This is a genomic window from Streptomyces sp. NPDC048419 (assembly GCF_043200415.1).
GTDB lineage: Bacteria > Actinomycetota > Actinomycetes > Streptomycetales > Streptomycetaceae > Streptomyces.
Genome location: NZ_JBICXT010000036.1, coordinates 1 through 20,037, shown reverse-complemented (window position 1 = coordinate 20,037; position 20,037 = coordinate 1). Strand labels below are relative to the sequence as shown.

The 20,037-nt window shown below is 71.7% G+C and carries 20 protein-coding genes; 7 read left to right on the top strand and 13 right to left on the bottom strand.

All coding sequences use genetic code 11. From position 1 onward, the window contains the following. Positions 1–6: 6 nt before the first annotated feature. Positions 7–3,267: a formate dehydrogenase gene (gene fdh, locus ACGFYN_RS42045; RefSeq protein ID WP_393871294.1), complete on the bottom strand. Its 3,261-nt coding sequence runs from the start codon at positions 3,265–3,267 to the stop codon at positions 7–9. Positions 3,268–3,434: 167 nt separating this feature from the next. On the opposite strand from fdh, the gene ACGFYN_RS42040 reads away from it, so the two are divergent. Further along, complete coding sequence (locus tag ACGFYN_RS42040) at positions 3,435–4,112, top strand: haloacid dehalogenase type II (RefSeq protein WP_393871343.1); 678 nt, start codon at positions 3,435–3,437, stop codon at positions 4,110–4,112. On the opposite strand, the gene nrfD is transcribed toward ACGFYN_RS42040, so the two are convergent. The 5 genes from nrfD to ACGFYN_RS42015 form a co-directional block, all read right to left on the bottom strand. Then, complete coding sequence (gene nrfD / locus ACGFYN_RS42035; RefSeq protein ID WP_393871293.1) at positions 4,078–5,139, bottom strand: NrfD/PsrC family molybdoenzyme membrane anchor subunit; 1,062 nt, start codon at positions 5,137–5,139, stop codon at positions 4,078–4,080. The two genes, ACGFYN_RS42040 and nrfD, sit on opposite strands and share 35 nt — an antisense overlap. Next, a complete protein-coding gene (locus ACGFYN_RS42030; protein ID WP_393871292.1) occupies positions 5,136–6,194 on the bottom strand; it encodes a 4Fe-4S dicluster domain-containing protein in 1,059 nt (352 codons plus the stop codon). Before ACGFYN_RS42030 ends, nrfD begins: the two co-directional genes overlap by 4 nt. A gap of 92 nt (positions 6,195–6,286) precedes the next feature. Then, entirely contained in the window at positions 6,287–6,685 is a 399-nt protein-coding gene (locus ACGFYN_RS42025) for an SseB family protein (protein ID WP_393871291.1), read from the bottom strand. Positions 6,686–6,803: 118 nt separating this feature from the next. Beyond that, entirely contained in the window at positions 6,804–6,947 is a 144-nt protein-coding gene (locus ACGFYN_RS42020) for a hypothetical protein (RefSeq protein WP_393871290.1), read from the bottom strand. 130 nt (positions 6,948–7,077) lie between these two features. Further along, positions 7,078–8,067: a DUF5937 family protein gene (locus ACGFYN_RS42015; RefSeq protein WP_393871342.1), complete on the bottom strand. Its 990-nt coding sequence runs from the start codon at positions 8,065–8,067 to the stop codon at positions 7,078–7,080. 203 nt (positions 8,068–8,270) lie between these two features. On the opposite strand from ACGFYN_RS42015, the gene ACGFYN_RS42010 reads away from it, so the two are divergent. Both ACGFYN_RS42010 and hemC read left to right on the top strand, forming a co-directional pair. Next, complete coding sequence (locus ACGFYN_RS42010) at positions 8,271–9,455, top strand: MFS transporter (protein ID WP_393871289.1); 1,185 nt, start codon at positions 8,271–8,273, stop codon at positions 9,453–9,455. Positions 9,456–9,801: 346 nt separating this feature from the next. Continuing rightward, positions 9,802–10,737: a hydroxymethylbilane synthase gene (gene hemC / locus ACGFYN_RS42005; protein WP_393871288.1), complete on the top strand. Its 936-nt coding sequence runs from the start codon at positions 9,802–9,804 to the stop codon at positions 10,735–10,737. Between the two features lie 52 nt (positions 10,738–10,789). On the opposite strand, the gene ACGFYN_RS42000 is transcribed toward hemC, so the two are convergent. The 4 genes from ACGFYN_RS42000 to ACGFYN_RS41985 form a co-directional block, all read right to left on the bottom strand. After that, positions 10,790–11,311, bottom strand: coding sequence for a hypothetical protein (locus ACGFYN_RS42000; RefSeq protein ID WP_393871287.1), 522 nt, complete (start codon positions 11,309–11,311; stop codon positions 10,790–10,792). Positions 11,312–11,503: 192 nt separating this feature from the next. Further along, positions 11,504–12,358, bottom strand: a complete 855-nt coding sequence (locus ACGFYN_RS41995; RefSeq protein WP_393871286.1) for an ABC transporter permease — start codon at positions 12,356–12,358, stop codon at positions 11,504–11,506. Then, entirely contained in the window at positions 12,318–13,178 is an 861-nt protein-coding gene (locus tag ACGFYN_RS41990) for an ABC transporter ATP-binding protein (RefSeq protein ID WP_393871285.1), read from the bottom strand. The genes ACGFYN_RS41995 and ACGFYN_RS41990 overlap by 41 nt, the downstream gene beginning before the upstream one ends. Then, positions 13,175–13,627, bottom strand: coding sequence for a MarR family winged helix-turn-helix transcriptional regulator (locus tag ACGFYN_RS41985; RefSeq protein ID WP_393871284.1), 453 nt, complete (start codon positions 13,625–13,627; stop codon positions 13,175–13,177). The genes ACGFYN_RS41990 and ACGFYN_RS41985 overlap by 4 nt, the downstream gene beginning before the upstream one ends. Before the next feature lie 243 nt (positions 13,628–13,870). Between ACGFYN_RS41985 and ACGFYN_RS41980 the strand changes: the two genes are divergently transcribed. Further along, complete coding sequence (locus ACGFYN_RS41980; RefSeq protein WP_393871283.1) at positions 13,871–14,665, top strand: SigB/SigF/SigG family RNA polymerase sigma factor; 795 nt, start codon at positions 13,871–13,873, stop codon at positions 14,663–14,665. A gap of 37 nt (positions 14,666–14,702) precedes the next feature. Here ACGFYN_RS41980 and ACGFYN_RS41975 read toward each other — a convergent pair whose 3' ends face one another. Beyond that, complete coding sequence (locus ACGFYN_RS41975; protein WP_393871282.1) at positions 14,703–15,038, bottom strand: ANTAR domain-containing protein; 336 nt, start codon at positions 15,036–15,038, stop codon at positions 14,703–14,705. 169 nt (positions 15,039–15,207) lie between these two features. On the opposite strand from ACGFYN_RS41975, the gene ACGFYN_RS41970 reads away from it, so the two are divergent. Continuing rightward, positions 15,208–16,011: a VOC family protein gene (locus tag ACGFYN_RS41970; RefSeq protein WP_393871341.1), complete on the top strand. Its 804-nt coding sequence runs from the start codon at positions 15,208–15,210 to the stop codon at positions 16,009–16,011. Positions 16,012–16,040: 29 nt separating this feature from the next. Here the strand turns inward: ACGFYN_RS41970 and glgX are convergent, their stop codons facing one another. Beyond that, complete coding sequence (gene glgX, locus ACGFYN_RS41965; protein WP_393871281.1) at positions 16,041–18,182, bottom strand: glycogen debranching protein GlgX; 2,142 nt, start codon at positions 18,180–18,182, stop codon at positions 16,041–16,043. Beyond that, positions 18,179–18,691, bottom strand: a complete 513-nt coding sequence (locus tag ACGFYN_RS41960) for a pep a2 (protein ID WP_393871280.1) — start codon at positions 18,689–18,691, stop codon at positions 18,179–18,181. Before ACGFYN_RS41960 ends, glgX begins: the two co-directional genes overlap by 4 nt. A 319-nt stretch (positions 18,692–19,010) precedes the next feature. Here ACGFYN_RS41960 and ACGFYN_RS41955 point away from each other — a divergent pair, with 319 nt between their 5' ends. Together ACGFYN_RS41955 and ACGFYN_RS41950 are read left to right on the top strand one after the other, a co-directional pair. Next, positions 19,011–19,310, top strand: coding sequence for a DUF5133 domain-containing protein (locus ACGFYN_RS41955; protein ID WP_393871279.1), 300 nt, complete (start codon positions 19,011–19,013; stop codon positions 19,308–19,310). A gap of 152 nt (positions 19,311–19,462) precedes the next feature. Beyond that, positions 19,463–20,037 (top strand): maltotransferase domain-containing protein (locus ACGFYN_RS41950; protein WP_393871278.1); only part of this gene is annotated, 575 nt, incomplete at its 3' end.

The window sequence follows — 20,037 nt, the reverse complement described above, 5'->3', positions numbered from 1 at the left end:
GGGTGATCAGGGCTCCGTGCCCGTGTGCTCGTCGATGCCGGCCCGCGCCCGGTAGGCGCGCACCAGCCGGAGCGACGCCTCGCCGCGCGGGCGCCGGCCGGGCCGGATGTCCACGGCGAACGCCTTGCTCTCCTGGATGTGCGTGTTGGGGTCGAGGGAGAGGTGCAGCAGTTCGTTGGCCGCGTCGCCCGTGCTGTAGCCGTTCGGGCCCCAGTGGTAGGGCAGCCCGACCTGGTGCAGCCGGCGTCCCTGCACGGTCAGCGGGGCCATCCGGTCGGTGACCAGGACCCGCGCCTCCACGACGCCCCGCGCGCTGACGATCGTCGACCAGCCGGTGTGCTCCAGACCACGCTCCGCGGCGAGTTCGGGCGAGACCTCGCAGAAGAACTCCGGCTGCAGTTCCGCGAGATACGGCAGCCAGCGTGACATGCCGCCCGCGGTGTGGTGCTCGGTGAGCCGGTAGGTGGTGGCGACGTACGGGAACACCTGCGAGCCGGGCTCGGTGCCGCTGGGCTGGTAGCGGTTGTCGGGGTGCGGCGGCATCAACTGCCGTACGGGATTGCGCTGTTGAGGGTAGAGCAGGTTGGGGAACGGCGAGTCCTGCGGCTCGTAGTGCGCCGGCAGCGGGCCGTCGGTGATCCCGGAGGGCACGTACAGCCATGCCTTGCCGTCGGCCTGCATGATGAACGGGTCCTTGCCGGACAGGGCCTCCGCCGCCTCCGCGTCCGGCGGGGGCTCGTACTGCGGGGACTTGGTGGGAGGGAAGTCGGGGACGTCGTGGCCGACCCACTTCTGCGCGTCCTCGTCCCACCACACCAGGGCCTTGCGCTCGCTCCAGGGCCTGCCGTCGGGATCGGCGGAGGCGCGGTTGTAGAGGATGCGCCGGTTGGCGGGCCAGGCCCACGCCCAGTCCTTGGCCACCCAGTTCTGCACCTTGCCGGACGTGCGGCGGGCCGCCTGGTTGACGCCGTCGGCGTAGACCCCGCAGTAGATCCAGCAGCCGCACGCGGTGGAGCCGTCGCCCTCGAGCTGCTCGTAGGAGGACAGCGGATTCCCTTCGGCGTCATGGCCGTTGATCTCGGCGAGGACGGCCTCGGCGTCCGGTTCGGACAGCCGGCCCCTGACCGGGTAGTCCCAGGTCAGGTCGAGCAGCGGCGCGTCCATGGCGTCGGTGGAGCCGGCCAGCTTCTCGCGGATGATCCGCCCGAGGTGGTAGGTGAACCACAGGTCGCTGCGGGACTCCCCCGGCGGCTCCACGGCCTGGTGGTGCCATTGGAGCAGCCGCTGGGTGTTGGTGAAGCTGCCGTCCTTCTCGGTGTGCGCCGCGGCCGGCAGGAAGAACACCTCGGTGCCGATGTCCTCGGTGCGCATCTCGCCCGTCTCGATCTCCGGGCCGTCCTTCCACCAGGTGGCCGACTCGATCAGGGAGAAGTCCCGTACGACGAGCCAGTCCAGGTTGGCCATGCCCAGGCGCATCAGCTTGGCGTTGGCGTTGCCGACCGCCGGGTTCTCACCGAGCACGAAGTAGCCCTTGCAGGCGCCCTCGATCTGGGCCATGGCGGTCTCGTAGGCGGAGTGGGAGCCGGTCAGCCGCGGCAGGTAGTCGAAGCAGAAGTCGTTGTCGGGCGTGGCGGCCTCGCCCCAGTACGCCTTGAGCAGGCTGACCAGGTAGGCGCGCATGTTGCCCCAGTAGCCCTTGCGCGCCGCCTCGCCCTGCACGAACGCGTCGAGGTCCTCGTTCTTGTGGGCGTGGGGCATGGGGATGTAGCCGGGCAGCAGGTTGAACAGGGTGGGGATGTCCGTCGAGCCCTGGATGGAGGCGTGGCCGCGCAGCGCGAGGATGCCGCCGCCCGGCCGGCCCATGTTGCCGAGCAGGGTCTGCAGCACGGCGGCCGCGCGGATGTACTGCACGCCGACCGTGTGCTGGGTCCAGCCGACCGCGTAGGCGAAGGCCGTCGTGCGGTCCCGGCCGGAGTTGACCGACACCAGCTCGCACACCTGGCGGAACAGATCCTGCGGCACACCGCAGATCTCCTCGACCATCTCGGGGGTGTAGCGGGCGTAGTGCCGCTTGAGGACCTGGAAGACGCAGCGCGGGTGGCTGAGGGTCTCGTCCCGTTCGGGCTCGCCCTCGCCGATGTCCGCGCCGCCGGAGCCGTGGGCCTCGCCGCGCGCGGCCTCGGTCACCGAGCTGCCGTCGCCGGTGCGCTTCTCGTACTCCTGGTCGCGCTCGCCGGAGGCGGCCTGCATCTCCATGCCTTCGTACTGCCAACTGCTGTTGTCGTAGCTGCGGTTGTCGGGGTCGAAGCCGGAGAAGAGGCCCTCCAGGTCCTCGGTGTCACGGAAGTCCTCGCGCAGGATCACGGGCGCGTTCGTGTACGCCACCACGTAGTCCCGGAAGTACTTGTCGTGCTCCAGGACGTGGCGGATGATCCCGCCGAGGAAGGCGATGTCCGAGCCGGCGCGCAGCGGCACGTGCACGTCGGCCAGGGCGCTGGTGCGGGTGAACCGCGGGTCGATGTGGATCAGCTTGGCGCCCCGGGCCTTGGCCTCCATCACCCACTGGAACCCGACCGGATGGCACTCGGCCATGTTGGAGCCCTGGATGACGATGCAGTCGGAGTTCTGCAGGTCCTGCTGGAAGGTGGTCGCGCCGCCGCGTCCGAACGAGGTTCCCAGACTGGGAACGGTGGAGGAGTGTCAAACACGCGCCTGGTTCTCGATCTGGATCGCTCCGAGCGCTGTGAACAACTTCTTGATCAGGTAGTTCTCTTCGTTGTCGAGCGTCGCGCCGCCCAGGCTCGCGAACCCCATGGTGCGCCTGGTGCGGGTGTCGTCGACCTCCCACTGCCAGCCCGCGCGCCGGGAATCGACGACCCGGTCGGCGATCATGTGCATCGCGGTGTCGAGGTCCAGGCGCTCCCACTCGGTGCCGTGCGGGCGCCGGTAGAGGACCTGGTGCTCGCGGGCGTCGCCCGTGGTCAGCTGGAGACTGGCAGAGCCCTTGGGGCACAGGCGGCCGCGTGAGATCGGGGAGTCGGGGTCGCCCTCGATCTGGGTGACCTTGTCGTTCTCCACGTAGACGTTCTGCCCGCAGCCCACCGCGCAGTACGGGCAGACCGACTTCACCACGCGGTCCGCGCGCGCGACACGGGGCGTCAGCCGCTCGCTGCGCCCGCTCTTCGCGGCGGCGCCGCGGCCGAGCGGGTCCGTGCCCGTGAGCTGGCGGTACACCGGCCAGGAGTCGATCCAGGTGCGAACACCCATGGTGCAGTCCTGCCCTTCCGGTTTCCCGGTGCGTGACGTTTCGCAGCGCGGAGTACCCGCCCCGCTCGCACCGAAACGGAGGAGCCTGCTCCGACGCGGATGTGTCGACGGTGCGGACAGGGGGAATGCGGGCGACGGTGCGCTCGCTCGCCGGACGTACGGAAAGGGTGATCCCTTTGATCCATGACCGTCTCCCGGGCGTGCTCGTCTTCGACGTCAACGAGACGCTCACCGACATGTCGCCCCTCGCCGACCGCCTGACGGACGTCGGCCTGCCCGGGCATGCGCTGCCGGCCTGGTTCGCGGGCGTGCTGCGCGACGGTATGGCGCTGACGCTGGCCGGTGGGCGGGCGACCTTCGCGGACGTCGCCGGGGACGGGCTGCGGACGCTGCTCGCACGGCTGGCGCCCGCGGTCGATCCGGAGCAGGCCGTGTCACATGTGCTGGACGTGTTTCCCCGACTGCCTGTGCGTCCGGACGCCGTCGAGGGTGTACGGGCGCTGCACGCGGCCGGGCACCGCCTGCTCACCCTGACCAACGGTTCGGCGGCCGGCACGCGCGCGGTGCTCGACCGCGCCGGGATCGCGGACTGCTTCGAGGCGCTCCTGGACGTCCAGCAGGCGGGCGCCTGGAAACCGGCGCCGGCCGCCTACGCCCACGCCGTACGGACGGCGGGCGTCCCCGCCGCGGAGGCCATGCTGGTCGCCGTCCACCCCTGGGACATCGACGGCGCCGCGAGGGCCGGCCTCGCCACCGCCTGGGTGCGGCGGGAGCCCGGACCGTATCCGTCCACGATGCGCCCGGCGGACGTCACCGCGGCCGGTGTCGCCGCCCTTGCTCGCTGACCTGCCGGTCGCCCCGGGATTTCGCGAGGCGCTCCCGCTGCGGTACGACCGTGTACTTCGGGTCCTCGGCGGACGCGACCCCGGCGTGGAACACACCGAACCGCAGGGCCGCCGAACCGGTCAGCAGCGCCGCTCCGGCCACCGCCGCGAGGGCGCGGTCGCGCCGCCGGCCCGCGAGGGCCGCAAGGGCGGCGCCGCCCGCCGTGAGGACTTCCGCGGTGCACAGCAGCAGGTGCGGCCGGCCTTGCTCCAGCGGCTCGGCCGCCAGACCCATCCGCCGCTTCATCGCCTGGAACGCGGCCAGTTCGAGGACAGCCCCCAGCGCGGCCATCCGACGGGCGGGCCCCGTCTCCTCGACCGGTGCCGCCGCGAGCGCCAGTCCCGCCGCCGCGGTGGCGCCCGAGCCGGCGAAGACGAACGGCAGTTCCCGGTACCCCTCGTGCCAGGAAGGCACCGCCGTGTCCGAGATCAGGACGGCGGTGTACGTGACGACCGCGGGGCCGAGAGCGGCGGCCGCCGCGGTCGCGGCCGAGCCGACGAGCCGGTAGCGGCCCGTCACGTCGCCGGCCACGGCGGCCATGGTCGCCGGGGCGTAGGCCGACAGCAGCCACGAGCCCACGCTCATCGGCGAGGTCGGCTTGAACACCCGGAGCATGTTCATGAAGCGGCTCGGCCGGCCCAGGTCGTGCACGAGCGCGGCCAGCGACAGCGAGACGGCGCCCGTCGCCCCCAGCTTCGCCACCCGGGCCATCGCCGGGCGACCGGTCACGTGCGCGCCGGCGGCCAGCAGCGAGGAACTGCCCGCCAGTCCGCCCAAATAGAGGTAGCCCGCGATGTCGAGGGCCTTCCAAGTCGGCTTGTTCAGAACCGGTTTGCCGTAGTACGAGGAGAACTCGGCGTCCGGCACCATGGACCGCTCGCCGCGGCCGCGACGTCGCCGATGGCGCCCCGCGCCCTTCCCGGTCGACGCGTTCCGTCCGGGCCGCGCGCCCTCGACGCCCTCGCGTGTGACGTCGGAACCGGTCATCGCGGCCTCCTGGCGGCGCCCTTGACGAAGCTGGTGACGGCCAGCGCGGCGAGTGAGGCGGCGGCCAGCGCCGCGTGCCGCCACATGTCCGGCAGGTCCCGTGTGGTGACGACCGGGTCCGGCGGCAGGCCGTAGACCTCCGGCGCGTCCAGGAGCAGGAAGAACGCGCCGTCGCCACCGACCCCGTCGCCGGGGTCCTCGCCGTACAGACGCGCGTCGGTGACGCCGGTCGCCTGCAGCTGGGCGACGCGTCCCGACGCCCGCTCCCGCAGCTCGTCCAGGGGACCGAACTGGATGGAATCGGTGGGACACGCCTTCGCGCAGGCCGGTTCCATGCCGGCGCCCAGGCGGTCGTAGCACAGCGTGCACTTCCAGACCCGGCCGTCCTCCTTGCGCTGGTCGATGACGCCGTACGGGCAGGCGGGCACGCAGTAGCCGCAGCCGTTGCAGATGTCCTCCTGGACGACGACCGTGCCGAACTCGGTGCGGAACAGCGCGCCGGTGGGGCACACGTCGAGACAGGCGGCGTGGGTGCAGTGCTTGCACACGTCGGAGGCCATCAGCCAGCGCAGTTCGGTGCGGCCGTCGGGGGCGATCGGGGAGATCTCCCCGGCCGGTGCGCCCGCGGGCGCCGCGTCCGGTGGCGGTGCCGTGGCGCCGGGGCCGGGCGAGGCGGCGTCGGCGCCCAGCTGCCGGGCCGCGTCGAACACGTCCACGCCCTCGTGGGAGACACCCGGCTCCTGACCGCCCAGCGGCTTGCGCTGCTCGATGAAGGCCACATGGCGCCAGGTGTCCGCGCCGAGTCCCTGCGTGTTGTCGTAGGACATGCCGGTCAGTTCCAGGCCGTCCTCGGGCACCGCGTTCCACTCCTTGCAGGCCACCTCGCAGGCCTTGCAGCCGATGCATACGGAGGTGTCGGTGAAGAAGCCCATACGCGGCGGGCTGTCCGGATATCCGGCGGCTCCTGCCACGTCCGGCTGCGGCCCGTACCACTGGTTGCCGCGCTCCGCGTCCGGCCGGGCCCGGAGCCCATCGCCGAAACCGCTGTCGGTCATGGCTCGACCTCCTTGTTCCGCCCTCGAGCCCGGCACGGGTGCCCTCGGCCCGCTCGGCCGAAACGGCCGGGCGGGGCGGCAGCCGGCGCAGTTCAGTCGACCTCGCGGTCCAGAAGGTCCTTGACGCCTCGGGCGGTCAGCGCCAGCTCCTCGGGCGTCCCCGCGTCGATGACGAGGGCCAGTTCCTCGGAGGGCCAGCGGTGGGCGAGCGCGCCGAGCTGGACCTGACGGTGATCGGTGATCCGCGGGAACGCCTGCTGCAGACGGGCCTCCGAAGTGAACACCGGCACCAGTTCGGTGCCGTCCTGCTGCTCGTAGACGGGCAGCGTCACGGTCCCGGGAGGCTGGTCGCCCACGGCGCTTCCGGTGGGGATCAGCACCTCGCTGTCGGCGAGGGTGTCGAGTTCCGTCTGGTCCGCTTCGCCCGCGACCACGGCCCGCAGGGCCAGCTGAACGGCGGAGGCGGCACCATTGGGAGAGTAGTCAGTCACGGTCGGTCCATTCCGTGGGTCGGACAGTCCCGGGGACGTCGGAACGTCCCCGGACGGGATCCGGCCCCGAGTACCCGAAGTCGCACCCCTCATGTGCCGCCCGCGCGCCGTGCGCCTGTCAGCGGCCCAGAGCCGTCGCCCACAGCGCCGCCACGACGACCACGGCGGCCGCCCCCACCATCACGGAACGCACCGTCGCCGGCCACGGTGTCGCATGCCGCCATACCGCGAATGCGCCGTGTCCGGTGTCTTCCTCACGCATGTGCTCTCCCACCCCTGGTTCAGCGAACGACCGGGCGGGTTCCCAAGCAGGTGCCGCCCATGCCTGCTCGCGTCTCTGGGCGCGCACGCACACGGCACGGTCGTCGAATCCGCCGGCCACGCAGGACGACCTACCCCCCTGCCACCAGCCCGTCCCCCAGCGACGTCCGCTCGTACAGCACGTAGTAACCCTGGCGCCGCGCGTCGAGCAGCCCCGCCGCCCGCAAGGCCGTGAGGTGGGACGACACCGTGGACGGGGCCAGGCCGTGCGAGGCGGCGAGTTCCGTCGTGGAGGCGGGGAAGGTCAGGCCGGTCAGCAGGGCCGCACGCTGGTGGCCCAGGAGGCGCGCGAGGGCCTCGGGCGGGCGCGGTGCGGGGGCGGTGTGGAGGCGGCCCATGCCGCGGGCGGGGTAGATCACCGTCGGCTGCCAGGGGCGGGCGAAGCCGCTGACCACGTCCGGCCAGACGAACACGCTGGGCATGAGCAGGATGCCGCGCCCGTCGGGGCGTTGGGCGTCCGCGTGGTCGCCGTACCCGCGCAGGGTGAGCCGGTGGCCGGCCCAGTCGATGCCGGGGTGCAGGCCGGTGAGCAGCGCGTCGAGTCCGCCGTCGGCCGCCAGGCGTGAGCGATGGGCGATGTCCGCCGCCAGGACGGCGCGGTGGCGGGGCCAGTCCGGGGCCAGCAGGGCGTGCCAGGCCAGTTCGGTGAGATCGGCCAGGCGGCGGACGGTTCCCTCGGGGTCGTCCAGTGCGGCGCGGCCCGGCAGTGACTGGGCCAGGCCGGGTGTGCACGCGAGCGAACGGGCCATCTCCACGCGCGCCAGTGCCGGGTCGGTGGCGCGCATCCGGGACAGTTCGTCGTCGATGGTGGGGTACGGCTCCTCGGGCGGCGGGCCGAGGAAGTCCGGGGTGTAGCCGCCGACGCGCGGCACGAACAGCCACAGGGGCGACAGGTCGAGCCCGGCGAGCGTACGGCGGAGACGCTGCAGCCAGGCGCGGTGGTAGCCGTGCCGCCTGGGGCGGCGCAGCATGCGCAGCGCCTCGTGCGTCTGGCACAGCGGCGAGATCGCGAACCGGCAGCGCGTGAGGTCGTCGGCGCCGAGGTGCAGGGTCAGCGGCAAGGCGGCCTCCTGAGCGCTCACGACACGTCCGGCACGGCGTAGGTCCGGTACGTCCGGTACGGCCTGAAGCGAGCCGGATCCGATTCGGCCTGGATCGAAACAGTAGAGGCCCTGCCTCGATCCCAGGACGCTGGCCCCCGGCCTGCCCGGCCGTTCCGTTCGACCACACCCACCCCCACGCCGACACCCCGGAGGACCTCTGGATGGGCAGCGTACGTCCGGCCGCCTGGCGCAGGGGCGCCGTCGTCGCGGCACTCATGCTGGCGGCGTTCACCTTCAACACCGCGGAGAACCTCCCGCTGGGCCTGCTGTCGCTCATGGCGGCGGACCTGCGGGTACCGCTCGGCGCCGTGGGCGCGCTGGTCACCGGTTACGGCCTCACGGTGGCCGTGGTGTCGCTGCCGGCCGCCCGCCTCACCCGCTCGACGCCGCGCCGGTATCTGCTCGCCCTGCTGCTGGGGCTGCTGGCCGCGGCCAGTTGGGTGTCGGCACTGCACAGCGTCTCGTACGGGATGCTGCTGGCGGCGCGGCTGGTCACCGCACTCGCGCAGGCCTCGTTCTGGGTGCTGATGGGACCGGTCGCGGTGGGACTGTTCCCGCCCGAACGGCGCGGCCGCGTCATGGGGTTGCTGTCCGTCGGCGGTTCGCTGGCCACGGTGCTGGGCGTCCCGGCCGGGACCTGGCTGGGCGGCCGCGGCGGCTGGCAGACGCCCTTCGCGGTGCTCGGCGCGCTCGCGCTCGTCTCCCTCGTCGTCATCGCCGCCGTACTGCCGACCTCCCGTCCCCAGGAGAGCCACGCGGCGTACGGTGCCGAGCCGGACCGCCGCCGGTTCCTGGTCGTCGTCGCGACCACCGCCCTGTCGGTGACCGGGGTGTTCGCGGGATACACGTACGTCGCCGTGCTGCTGAAGGATGTCGGCGGGTTCGGCGAGGACGCGGTGAGCGGCGTGCTGTTCGCGTTCGGCGCGGCAGCGCTGGCCGGCATCGCACTCACCGGCCCGCTCCTCGACCGCTTCCCACGCGCCACGCTCACGGTCCCCGTGGTCACGCAGGCCATCGCCCTGCTCGGCCTGTACGCGGGCGCGAGCAGCCAAGTGGCCACCGTTGCCCTGCTCATGCTGCTCGGCGCCTCGGTCGCGCCGGTCTTCATGGCGACGCAGAGCCAGGTGCTGCGCGTCGCGCCCGGCCGTACGGAGTCGGCCCTCGCGGCCAACGGGGCCGCCTTCAACGTGGGCGTGGCCGCCGGCGCCCTCCTCGGCGGAAGCCTGCTGCCGCTCGTCGGAGTGCGCGGCACATTCCTGGCCGGGGGGCTGCTCACGCTGGGCGCGCTCGCGGTGCTGACCTGGCCGGAGGCCCATGTGTCACGGGCGGTCGCGGAGCAGCGGTAATCGCGTGGAGCCGCAGGCCCGCCCCCCCCCCAGTGGCGCACCGGCTTCCGGGTCGACCTGTGCACCGGCACCGGCTACGAGCTCAACGCGTGCGCTCACGGCTACGGCGACGATCTGGACGGGCTCACCTCCACCAGGCTGACGCCCGAGGTGCAGCGTGAACTGCTGCGTCACCGCTGCCTGCTGCGCACACCGGCCGATGCCGCCGAACTCGACGAAACGGCACCGGGCTGTCGGAAGGACCTCTACCCCTACCCGGCACGGCTGAGTCTCAACCGGACGTGATTAGGACCCAGAAGGGGCGGTACGGCACAGACGCCCCCTCCCGGAGGACTATCGTGTCCGCATGTCCGTCCCAGAACTGATCCGTATCGTCTCCCGCGACTCGCCCATGGCGCTCGCCCAAGTGGAGCGCGTCCGTGGCGAGTTGGCGGCCCTGCATCCCGGTGTGCGCACCGAGGTGGTGCCGGTGAAGACGACCGGCGACAAGTGGATGGGCGCGCTGTCCCAGGTGGAGGGCAAGGGGGCGTTCACCAAGGAGGTCGACGCCGCGCTGCTGGCGGGCGAGGCCGATCTCGCGGTGCACTGCGTGAAGGACGTGCCCGCCGACCGCCCGCTCCCCGCGGGCACCACGTTCGCCGCGTTCCTGAAACGGGACGACATCCGTGACGCCCTGATCCACCCGGGCGGCCTCACCCTGGACGAACTCCCGGACGGCACCCGGCTCGGCACCTCCTCGGTGCGCCGCGTCGCCCAGCTCGCGGCCACCCATCCGCACCTGGAGTGCGTGCCGTTCCGCGGGAACGCCAACCGGCGGCTGGCGAAGCTGGCGGCGGGCGAGGCGGACGCGCTGCTGCTCGCGGTCTCCGGTCTCGAGCGCATCGGGCGCGAGGACGTGATCACCGAGATCCTCTCCCCCGAGGCGATGATGCCGCCCATCGGCGCGGGCATCCTCGCTCTGCAGTGCAGGGAGGGCGACAGCGAACTCATCGACGCGGTCAGCGGTCTCGGCGACCCGGACACGCATCGGGAGGCCACCGCCGAGCGCATGTTCCTGCACGTCCTGCAGGGGCACTGCAACAGCCCGATCGCCGGGTACGCCCGCGTGGACCACGGCGGCGAACTGTCGCTGCGGGCCTGTGTCTTCACCCCGGACGGCAAAACGCGTCTGAACGCCCACGAGTGGGCCGGCCGGCTCGACCCGGCCACGCTGGGCACCTCGGTCGCCGTGGCGCTGCTGCGTCAGGGTGCTCGGGAGATCATCGACGGCATCCCGCACTGAGAAGTCATCCCGTGCCGAGTCGCCGCCCCGCGCCGGGGACGGCGGACGCGGATCAGGCGGTGCCTTCCTCCGCCTGATCCCGCAGGAACTTGCTCACCTGGTGGGCCAGCCGGTCGCTGACACCGCCCGGGTGGGCGCCGGCGGCCTCCTCGTGCAGGCCGATGCCGCCCGCCCACAGCCGGCGGTCGGCCCACTCGTCGTCGACGCGCAGCTGGACCTGGACGTCGACCTGGCTCAACGAGGCCTCCGGGCCGGCCGCGTAGAGCACGGCAGTGGCCCGGCGCAGCGGATAGACGTCGAAGCCCTCGATGAACTGCGAGTTGCGCCAGTCGATGAACGCGGCCTCGCCGTCGGGGCCGAGCCGCACGTCGATCTGACCGTCCTCCAGGTGGATGGTGGAATGCCGCTCTCCCCGGTTCTCGACGGTCACGCGGACGCTGAAATACGTGAGACCCTCGGCGGCGTCGTCCCGTCCGCGTGGCGGCTCGGCGGCTTCCAGGCGGTGGACGCGGACACGCAGACCGGAATGCTCGTCGTATTCCTGCCAGTCCCCGACCACGTTCGGCTCGTACACAGTCCACCTCTTCGACCTCAGAGAGTCCTACCTATCTGGGCGCTCAGTGCACTGTCAAATGAGCGGAATGCGCTGTGGCCAGCGCATTCGCGCGCTTAGATCACTGATCAAGCCGTGCCCAGGAACAACGGTCGGAACAAGCCACACGAGGGTGTACCGCCGCGTGTGGCACATCACGTTCCGGGGGCATGATCAGCGGGCCAGCCGGCCGAGGAGCGAGGAGGCGGCCGTGATGCCGAGCGCGGCGGCCACGAGGAGCACCCCGAAGTCGAGCGCCACATGCGAGTGCGTGCCGATCAGCAGGCCGCGCAGGGCGTCCACCTCGTAGCTCAGCGGGTTGACCTTGCTGACCACCTGGAGCCAGCCGGGCATGACGGAGACCGGGTACAGGGCGTTGGAGCCGAAGAACAGCGGCATGGTGATGGCCTGTCCGATGCCCATGAGCCGGTCACGGCTGAGGACGACGCCGGCGATGGTCATCGACAGGCAGGAGAAGAACACGGAACCCAGGATCACCACCGCCCCGACGCCGAGGAGTTTCAGCGGGTTCCAGGTCAGTGCGACACCGAGCAGGGCGGCGATGATCACGACGACGAGGGCCTGGATCAGCGACTTCACGCCGGCCGCGAAGGCCTTGCCGGTGATCAGGGCCGAGCGTGGAGTCGGTGTGACCAGCAGCTTGTTGAGGATGCCGGCGTCGCGTTCCCAGATGATCTGGATGCCGTAGAAGATGGCGATGAACATCGCGGACTGGGCGATGATGCCGGGCGCCATGTAGTCGATGTAGGGGATGCCGCCGGTGGGTATCGCCCGTATCCGGGTGAAGGTCTGACCGAAGATCAGCAGCCAGAGGGCAGGCTGGATCGCGCGGGTGTAGAGCTCGGTGCGGTCGTGACGCAGCTTCTGCAGTTCGACGGTGCACATCGCCCCTACGCGCGCGGGCAGCAGCCGCCAGCCGGCGCGGGGCCGGGGCGGCCGCAGCAGCAGATCGATGCCGGGCGCGCGCTCAGCCGACGCGGTTGGCAGTACGGCGGGTGCTTCGGACATCGCGGAAATCTCCTGCCTTGTCGTCGAGACCGCTGCCGGCGACGTCGCGGAAGACGTCCTCCAGCGTGGGCAGCGGGGCCGTGTCCGCCGCGCCCTCGGCGCGCCGGCGCTCGCCCAGCCCCTGCCTGAGTTCGGCGGGGGTGCCGAGCGCCCGGATGCGGCCGCGGTGCATCAGGCCGACCCGGTCGCAGTACTGGTCGGCCTCGTCCATGTAGTGGGTGGTGACCAGCACGGTCATGCCGGTGGCCGCCCGTACGGCGTTGATCTGGTCCCACACGCCGGTGCGGGCGATCGGGTCGAGCCCGATGGTCGGCTCGTCGAGGATCAGCAGCCGTGGCGCGCTGACCAGGGCCTGGGCGAGTTCGAGGCGGCGGATCATGCCGCCGGAGTAGGTCTTGGCGAGACGGTCGGCGGCGTCGGTGAGGTCGACGGCGGCCAGCGCCTGGCTCACCCGTTCGGCCCGTTCGCCGCGGGAGACGTCGAAGACGCGGGCGAACAGGGCGACGTTCTCGCGGCCGGTGAGGCCGGCGTCGGCGGACAGCTGCTGCGGCACGTAGCCCAGCAGGCGGCGTACGGCCATCCGGTCCTTGGCAGCGTCGTGCCCGAAGACCCGCACCAGCCCGGCCGGAACGGGCAGCAGGGTGGTGATGCACCGGATGGCGGTCGTCTTCCCGGCGCCGTTCGGGCCGAGCAGTCCGAAGACCTCGCCCTCCTCGACCGACAGGTCGAGTCCGTCGACGGCCTTCGTCTCGCCGAAGACGTAGGACAGTCCGGTGCAGGTGACGGCCTCGGCCCGTTCGGTGTCGGCGTCGCGCGTCATGACTCCTCGGCTTCCTCGTGCAGGTGGTCGGCCAGTTTGCGCAGGGCCGGGATCGCCGCGCCCAGCCGCTCCCGGTCCGTCTCGTCGAGCCGGGACAGCCCGCTCCGTACGAGTTCGGAGCGCCGTTTGCGCCATTCCGCGAGCCTCGCCCCGGCGGCGGGAGTCGGCATCAGCCGGGCGGCCCGCCGGTCGGCGGGGTCGGTCTCGCGGACCAGATAGCCCTGCCGGGACAGCGCGTTGACCAGGGTCGAGACCGAGTTCCCGGCCAGGTGCAGCTCCTTGGCGGCGTCGGAGATTCCGATGCCGGGGCGGCCCGCGACCAGGCGCAGCAGTTCGACCTCGGCACCGCGCAGCTGCGGGGTGATCTGGGGGCGCAGGCGACGCCTCAGCCGTCGGTGGACGCCGGCGAGGGCGTCGATCAGCTCGTCAGGGAAGGCTTCCGGTTCCACATTCGAAGATTACCTCTGTAACAGAGGTAATGAACCCAAGAGACGGTCAAGCGCAGGACGACACGGCCCTGATGTCCGTTTTGTTTCGGAAGTACCAACTCTGGGCAGGAGACGGAGGTGCTTCGGAACAGGAGGCACGTCTGTGGGAGCCGGTGGGCCCCCGGACGGCCTCTGCAAGGGTCCGGGTCCGCGTCTCCCATGGTGACTGTCCCCTCAGCACCGCCTCATGGAGGTGCGCACCATATGCCTGTCACCAGCGGCAGAACCAAACCCCACCCGCACGATGACGCCCCCGACACCGCCGAGGCCTTCCAGCGGCTGGCGCGGTTGCCCGACGGCCCACCGCGACAAAAGCTCCGGGACGAACTGGTCAGGGCCTGGCTCCCGATGTCCGAGCGGATCGCCGTTCGCTTCAAGGGACGCGGAGAGTCCCTCGAGGACCTCTACCAGGTGGCGGCACTCGGCCTGGTCAAGGCGGTCGACCACTACGATCCGGCCCGCGGTCACGCCTTCGAGGCGTACGCGGTGCCGACCGTCACCGGCGAGATCAAACGGCACTTCCGCGATCACATGTGGACGCTGCATGTGCCGCGCCGGGTCCAGGACCTGCGCAACAGGGTCCGGCAGTCCGCCAAGGAGCTGTCCCAGACCACACCGGGACGCGGACCCACCGTCTCGGAGATCGCCCGGCACGCGCACATGAGCGAGAGCGAGGTGCGGGTGGGCATGGAGGCGCTGGAGTGCTTCGCGGCCCTGTCCCTCGACGCCGAGCTGCCCGGCTCCGACGGCTACTCGCTCACCGACGCGATCGGCGGCCCCGATCCCGCCTACGACGTCGTCGTGGACCGGGTGGCGGTCGGACCCAGCATCGCGGCACTCCCGGAGCGCGAGCGCACCATCCTCTATCTGCGCTTCTTCCGCGGCATGACGCAGAGCCGGATAGCGCAGCAGCTCGGCATCTCGCAGATGCACGTCTCCCGGCTGCTCAGCGGCTGCTTCGCCCACCTGCGTGAGGAGTTGCTCGCGGAGAGCGGCTGAGCCGTGCCGCCGTACGACTCCGCGCGACCCCGTCGCCTCATGTGTCCGGCGGGGCCTCGGGGAACTGCGTGGGGCCGTAGCGGTCCAGGGCGTCTTCCAGCTCCGCCCTTATCTCCTCGGGCATCTCCCCCGAGCGTCCCCAGATGACGACGAGCTCCGCGACATTGCGCAGCCTGATGTTCGTGTGCTGGGAGACGTCCTTGAGCACCAGCCACCCCAGGTCCGGCGTCACCCGGCCGAGCGCGACCACCATCCCGATCGCCTGGTCGACGACGGCGTGCGAGGCGACGGCCGCCTTCAGCTGGTCGACCTCTTCCTGCAGTTCGAAGATGCGATCTGTCTCGTCCGCCGGTTCCTGGGGTACCTGTGCCACGCAATCCATAGTGGCACTCGTCGGGCCCGGTGCCACCGGGCGGCGGGCAGTCGGCGGGCACCCGTTTCGGCCGTATCCCGGGGGTACTCGGCAGGCACCCGGAGGGGTTCCGGTCGGACACTGGTACGAGACCGTGGCCGCCGGAGGAACGGACCAGGACGTGACTGCCATGAACGACGACTCCTCACGCCCTCGCGCGAACACCCGCATCGTCGCCTCGCACACCGTTGCCGGGGCGCCCTGCTGGGTGAGCCTGACCAGCCGCGACGTCGATGCCACGGAGAACTTCTACGCCGCCGTACTGGGCTGGGAGTGGCGCCCCGCCCAGCTCGGCGACCGCTTCCGGATGGCGCTGGCGGACGGGGTGCCCGTGGCCGGCATCGCGGCCGTCGCCGGGATGTGGCAGATGGCGGTGGCGTGGACCCCGTACTTCGCCGTGCCCAGCGCGGACGAGGCCGTGTCACGGGCGCAGGAGCGGGGCGGCACCGCCGCGGTCGGGCCGATCTCCTTCCCGCCCGGACGTGCGGCGCTGCTGGCCGACCGCGACGGGGCGACCTTCGGGATCTGGGAGGGCTCACTCGTCGCCGACTGGGAGAGGTGGCGCCGGGCGTCACCGACCTTCATCCGGCTGCACACGCGCGACGCCTTCGACGCGGCGATCTTCTACGGCGAGGTGCTGGACTGGGCGACCGGGCGGCCCGGCTGCTGCGAGGTCCACTACGAAGGGGGCGAGGTGGTGCTGCGCAGCCAGGGCGACGTCGTGGCCCGTATCGAGTCCGGCGCCCTGGGCGCGGCCCCCGACCCCACCATCCGGCCCCACTGGCAGGTCCATTTCGCGGTCGAGGACGTGGCGGCGTGTGTGCGGGCGGCCGAGGTGCACGGCGGCAGCGTTCTGACGAAGGGCAGTGACGAGGCCGTGCTGCGCGACGCCGACGGCGCGCAGTTCACGGTGACGTCGAGCCGCGAGCGCTGAGCCCGCCGGCGCCCCCGCCCGGCCGGGGCTCAGCCGGGCGTGCGGGAGGGGCGGGTGAGCAGGACCAGGCTCCGCGCCTCGACGGTCATCGCACCGCCGGCCTTGTGCTCCGTCTCGTCGGGCCCGTCGTGCGGGACGGCGGTGTCGATCAGGGTCGTCCACCGTTCGCCGTACGTGACGTCCGGCAGCCGGAACTCCACCGGCTCCCAGTAGCTGTTGAGCAGCAGCAGGAACGAGTCGTCCACCACGGGGCGGCCGCACGGGTCCGGTTCGGCGATCGCGTCGCCGTTGAGGAAGACGGCGACGGAGTGCCCGCGGTGCCACTCCTCCTCCGTCATCTCGCGCGCGCCCGGCGCCAGCCACACCAGATCGGGCAGCGGCTGGTCCGCGTGGGTCGCGGTCTCGCCGCGGAAGAAGCGGCGGCGGCGCAGCACGGGATGGGCGGCGCGCAGGCCGATGACGTACCGCACGAAGTCCGCGAGATCGCGCTGTTCGCCGGTCAACCGCCAGTCGATCCAGGAGACTTCGCTGTCCTGGCAGTAGGCGTTGTTGTTGCCGCGCTGGGTGCGGCCCAGTTCGTCGCCGTGGCTCAGCATCGGGATGCCCTGCGACAGCAGCAGGGTGGCCAGGAAGTTGCGCTGCTGGCGGGCGCGCAGCTCAAGGACGGCCGGGTCGTCGCTCTCGCCCTCGACGCCGCAGTTCCAGGACCGGTTGTGGCTCTCGCCGTCCCGATTGCCCTCGCCGTTGGCCTCGTTGTGCTTGTCGTTGTACGACACCAGGTCGCGCAGCGTGAAACCGTCGTGCGCGGTGACGAAGTTGACGCTGGCGCGCGGGCGGCGCCGGCTGTGCTGGTACAGGTCGGCGGAGCCGGTCAGGCGGGAGGCGAACTCCCCCAGCGCGTGCTCGCCGCCCCGCCAGAAGTGCCGTACGGCGTCACGGTACTTGCCGTTCCACTCCGACCACAGCTGCGGGAAGTTGCCCACCTGGTAGCCGCCCTCCCCCACGTCCCAGGGCTCCGCGATCAGCTTCACCCTGCTGATCACCGGGTCCTGCTGGATCAGGTCGAAGAACGCCGAGAGCCGGTCCACCTCGTGGAACTGCCGTGCCAGCGTGGCCGCCAGGTCGAAGCGGAAGCCGTCGACATGCATCTCGGTGACCCAGTACCGCAGCGAGTCCATGATCAGCTGCAGCACGTAAGGGTGCCGCATCAGCAGGCTGTTGCCGGTACCGGTGGTGTCGTAGTAGTGGCGCCAGTCGCCGTCCACCAGGCGGTAGTACGAGGCGTTGTCGATGCCGCGGAAGGAAAGCGTGGGGCCCTTCTCGCTGCCCTCGGCCGTGTGGTTGTAGACGACGTCGAGGATCACCTCGAGCCCGGCCGCGTGCAGGGCCTTCACCATCGACTTGAACTCGGTGACCTGCCGGCCGCGGGTGCCGCGGGCGGCGTAGGCGTTGTGCGGGGCGAAGAAGCCGATGGTGTTGTAGCCCCAGTAGTTGGAGAGCCCCCGGTCGAGCAGCACACCGTCCTGCACGTACTGGTGCACCGGCATCAGCTCGACCGCCGTCACCCCGAGCCCGGTCAGGTGCTCGATGACGGCGGGGTGCGCGAGGCCGGCGTAGGTGCCGCGCAGCCGGGGCGGGACGTCGGGGTGGGCGCGGGTCAGGCCCCGTACGTGGGCCTCGTAGATGACGCTGTCCGAGTAGGGCCGCCGCGGCGGGCGGTCGTCGCCCCAGTCGAAGGCGGGATCGGTGACCACGCCGAGCATGGTGTGCCCGGCGCTGTCGGACCGCGACGGGCCGCTCGGTGAACGCTCGAAGAGCGAGGCGTGGTTGTCCACCTGTCCGTCGACCGCCCTGGTGTACGGGTCGAGCAGGAGCTTCTTCGGATTGCAGCGGTGGCCGAGGTCCGGGTCCCAGGGCCCGTGCACCCGGTAGCCGTAGCGCTGTCCGGGCCCGACGTCCGGCAGATGGCAGTGCCAGACGAAGCCGTCGACCTCGGTCACCGGGATGTTGCGCCGCTGGCCGTCGTCGTCGACGAGGACGAGCTCGACGCGTTCGGCGACCTCGCTGAACAGGGCGAAGTTGGTGCCCTTCCCGTCAAAGGAGGCACCCAACGGGTAGGGGTGCCCGCTCCAGACGGGCACCCCTGCCTTGCGGCGTCGCTTCGCCGTCACCGGGCGTCCTCCAGCAGGCCGTTCGACTCGCGAACCTCGCCCGCCAGCGCCGCGGCGTGCACTTCGCGCGGCACTTGGAGCACCTCGCGCAGGCGCGGCCAGGGCGCCACGGGCACCAGGGGCACGCGCTCGCCGGCCCGGGCCCGCTGCGAGAACCAGATGACCTTGCTGCCGGTGGCCGTGGCGCAGCAGCCCCAGCCGTCGCTCATCGCGGCGATCCGTTCCAGGCAGGTGCGCAGGTCCTGGTCGGGGCGCAGGTCGCAGTCGTTCTCCCCCACTGCGGTGATCAGATGCTGCCCGTTCCACCACATCTCGATCGACGTGTTCTTGTCGGTCGCGTGCTCGTCGATGGCCTTGAGCAGCAGCTCGGTGGCGCTGCAGACGGGCTCGACCAGCGTTTCGAGGTACCAGAGCCGTAGGTGGGCCGCCAGGATGCGCCGGACCTGTCCGACCCGTTCCGGGCTGACCTCCACGTCGAGGTGGTAGTAACAGGGTGCTGCGGTCTTCATCGTCGTTGGCTCCTCACCGGCGAAGCTCCCGCTTGTCCTCGCCCCTGGCGGGACGAGCCCCGTATGCACAGCGTGAGCGGCGATCGCTCCTGAGTCACCTCAAGCGTGGGAGCGCTACGCCATTCGTGCAACACGAGCGCACAACTGGTGATCAATGAGCCGCCAGGGGTAGTTGAAGCTCCAACAAGACGCTGCGTCGTCGTCCGTGCACCATGTGTGAAGACCTCGAAGCCCGTAACGGATCCGTGCGTGCGCACGTACGGCCGCCGCCCGACGGTCGGGAGACGTGCGATCGAGCCCCCGGAAAGTGAAGGGCGTCATGCTGCTACCGGCAAAAGCCGAGGTGGCCCGGCAACTGCGGCGGTACCGGGCGTGGGAACGCGTCATGCTCGCGTCCCCCGCAGACCGCACGGTGCGGGCCACTTTCGAGGACTCGGGCTACACCCTCTGCGTGCTGATGGGCAAACGCTGCGCCCGCGAGGCCGCGGACGCGGCCGAGCGCTATCTGCGGTCCACCCTCGGCGCCTACCTCCTGGAACAGGACGACAGGCCTCGGGCGGTGGGAGCGGATCGGCGCGGCCCGCCGCGTGCGCAGCGGCGTCTCGCCGGGGAGAGGTGACCGCTTCGGCGCAGGCCGGAGAGAGGTGACCCGTTCGGCGCAGGCCGGGGAGATCCTTTCGGCGCAGGCCGGAGGACGTGATCCCTCCGGCCGCCTGTTTGTCCCCGACCGGGCCGTCGGCCCGGTCTTCCAGCACGGTGGAGGTGAGACGCATGAGTTCGGTTCCGGCCATCGGCCGTATCCCGGTACGGGAAGTCCACCCGGCGGTGGAGTGCGGCAGGTACCCGGCCAAGGCCGTCGCGGGCGAGACGTTCCAGGTCACCGCGACCGTGTTCCGGGAAGGCCATGACGCGGTCGCGGCCAACGTGGTCCTGACCGATCCCGAGGGCCGGCACGGCCCGTGGACCCCGATGCGGGAGCTCGAACCGGGCTCCGACCGCTGGGGCGCCGAGGTCACGCCCACCTCCGAGGGCGCCTGGACGTTCCGGGTCGAGGCCTGGAGCGACCCGGTGGCCACCTGGCGGCACAACGCCCGCATCAAGATCCCGGCCGGCATCGACACCGGTCTGGTGCTGGAAGAAGGCGGCGACCTCCACGAGCGGCTGGCCGCCGGGGTTCCCGCAGGGCCCGGGCGCAATGCCGTGCTGGACGCCGTCAGGACGTTGCGCGACGACTCGCTGCCGGTCGCGACCCGTCTGGCGGCGGCGTTGACGCCGGAGGTGGACGCGGTGCTGGCGCGGCATCCGTTGCGGGAGTTCGTGACGGCCTCGCCGACGCTGGGGCTGCT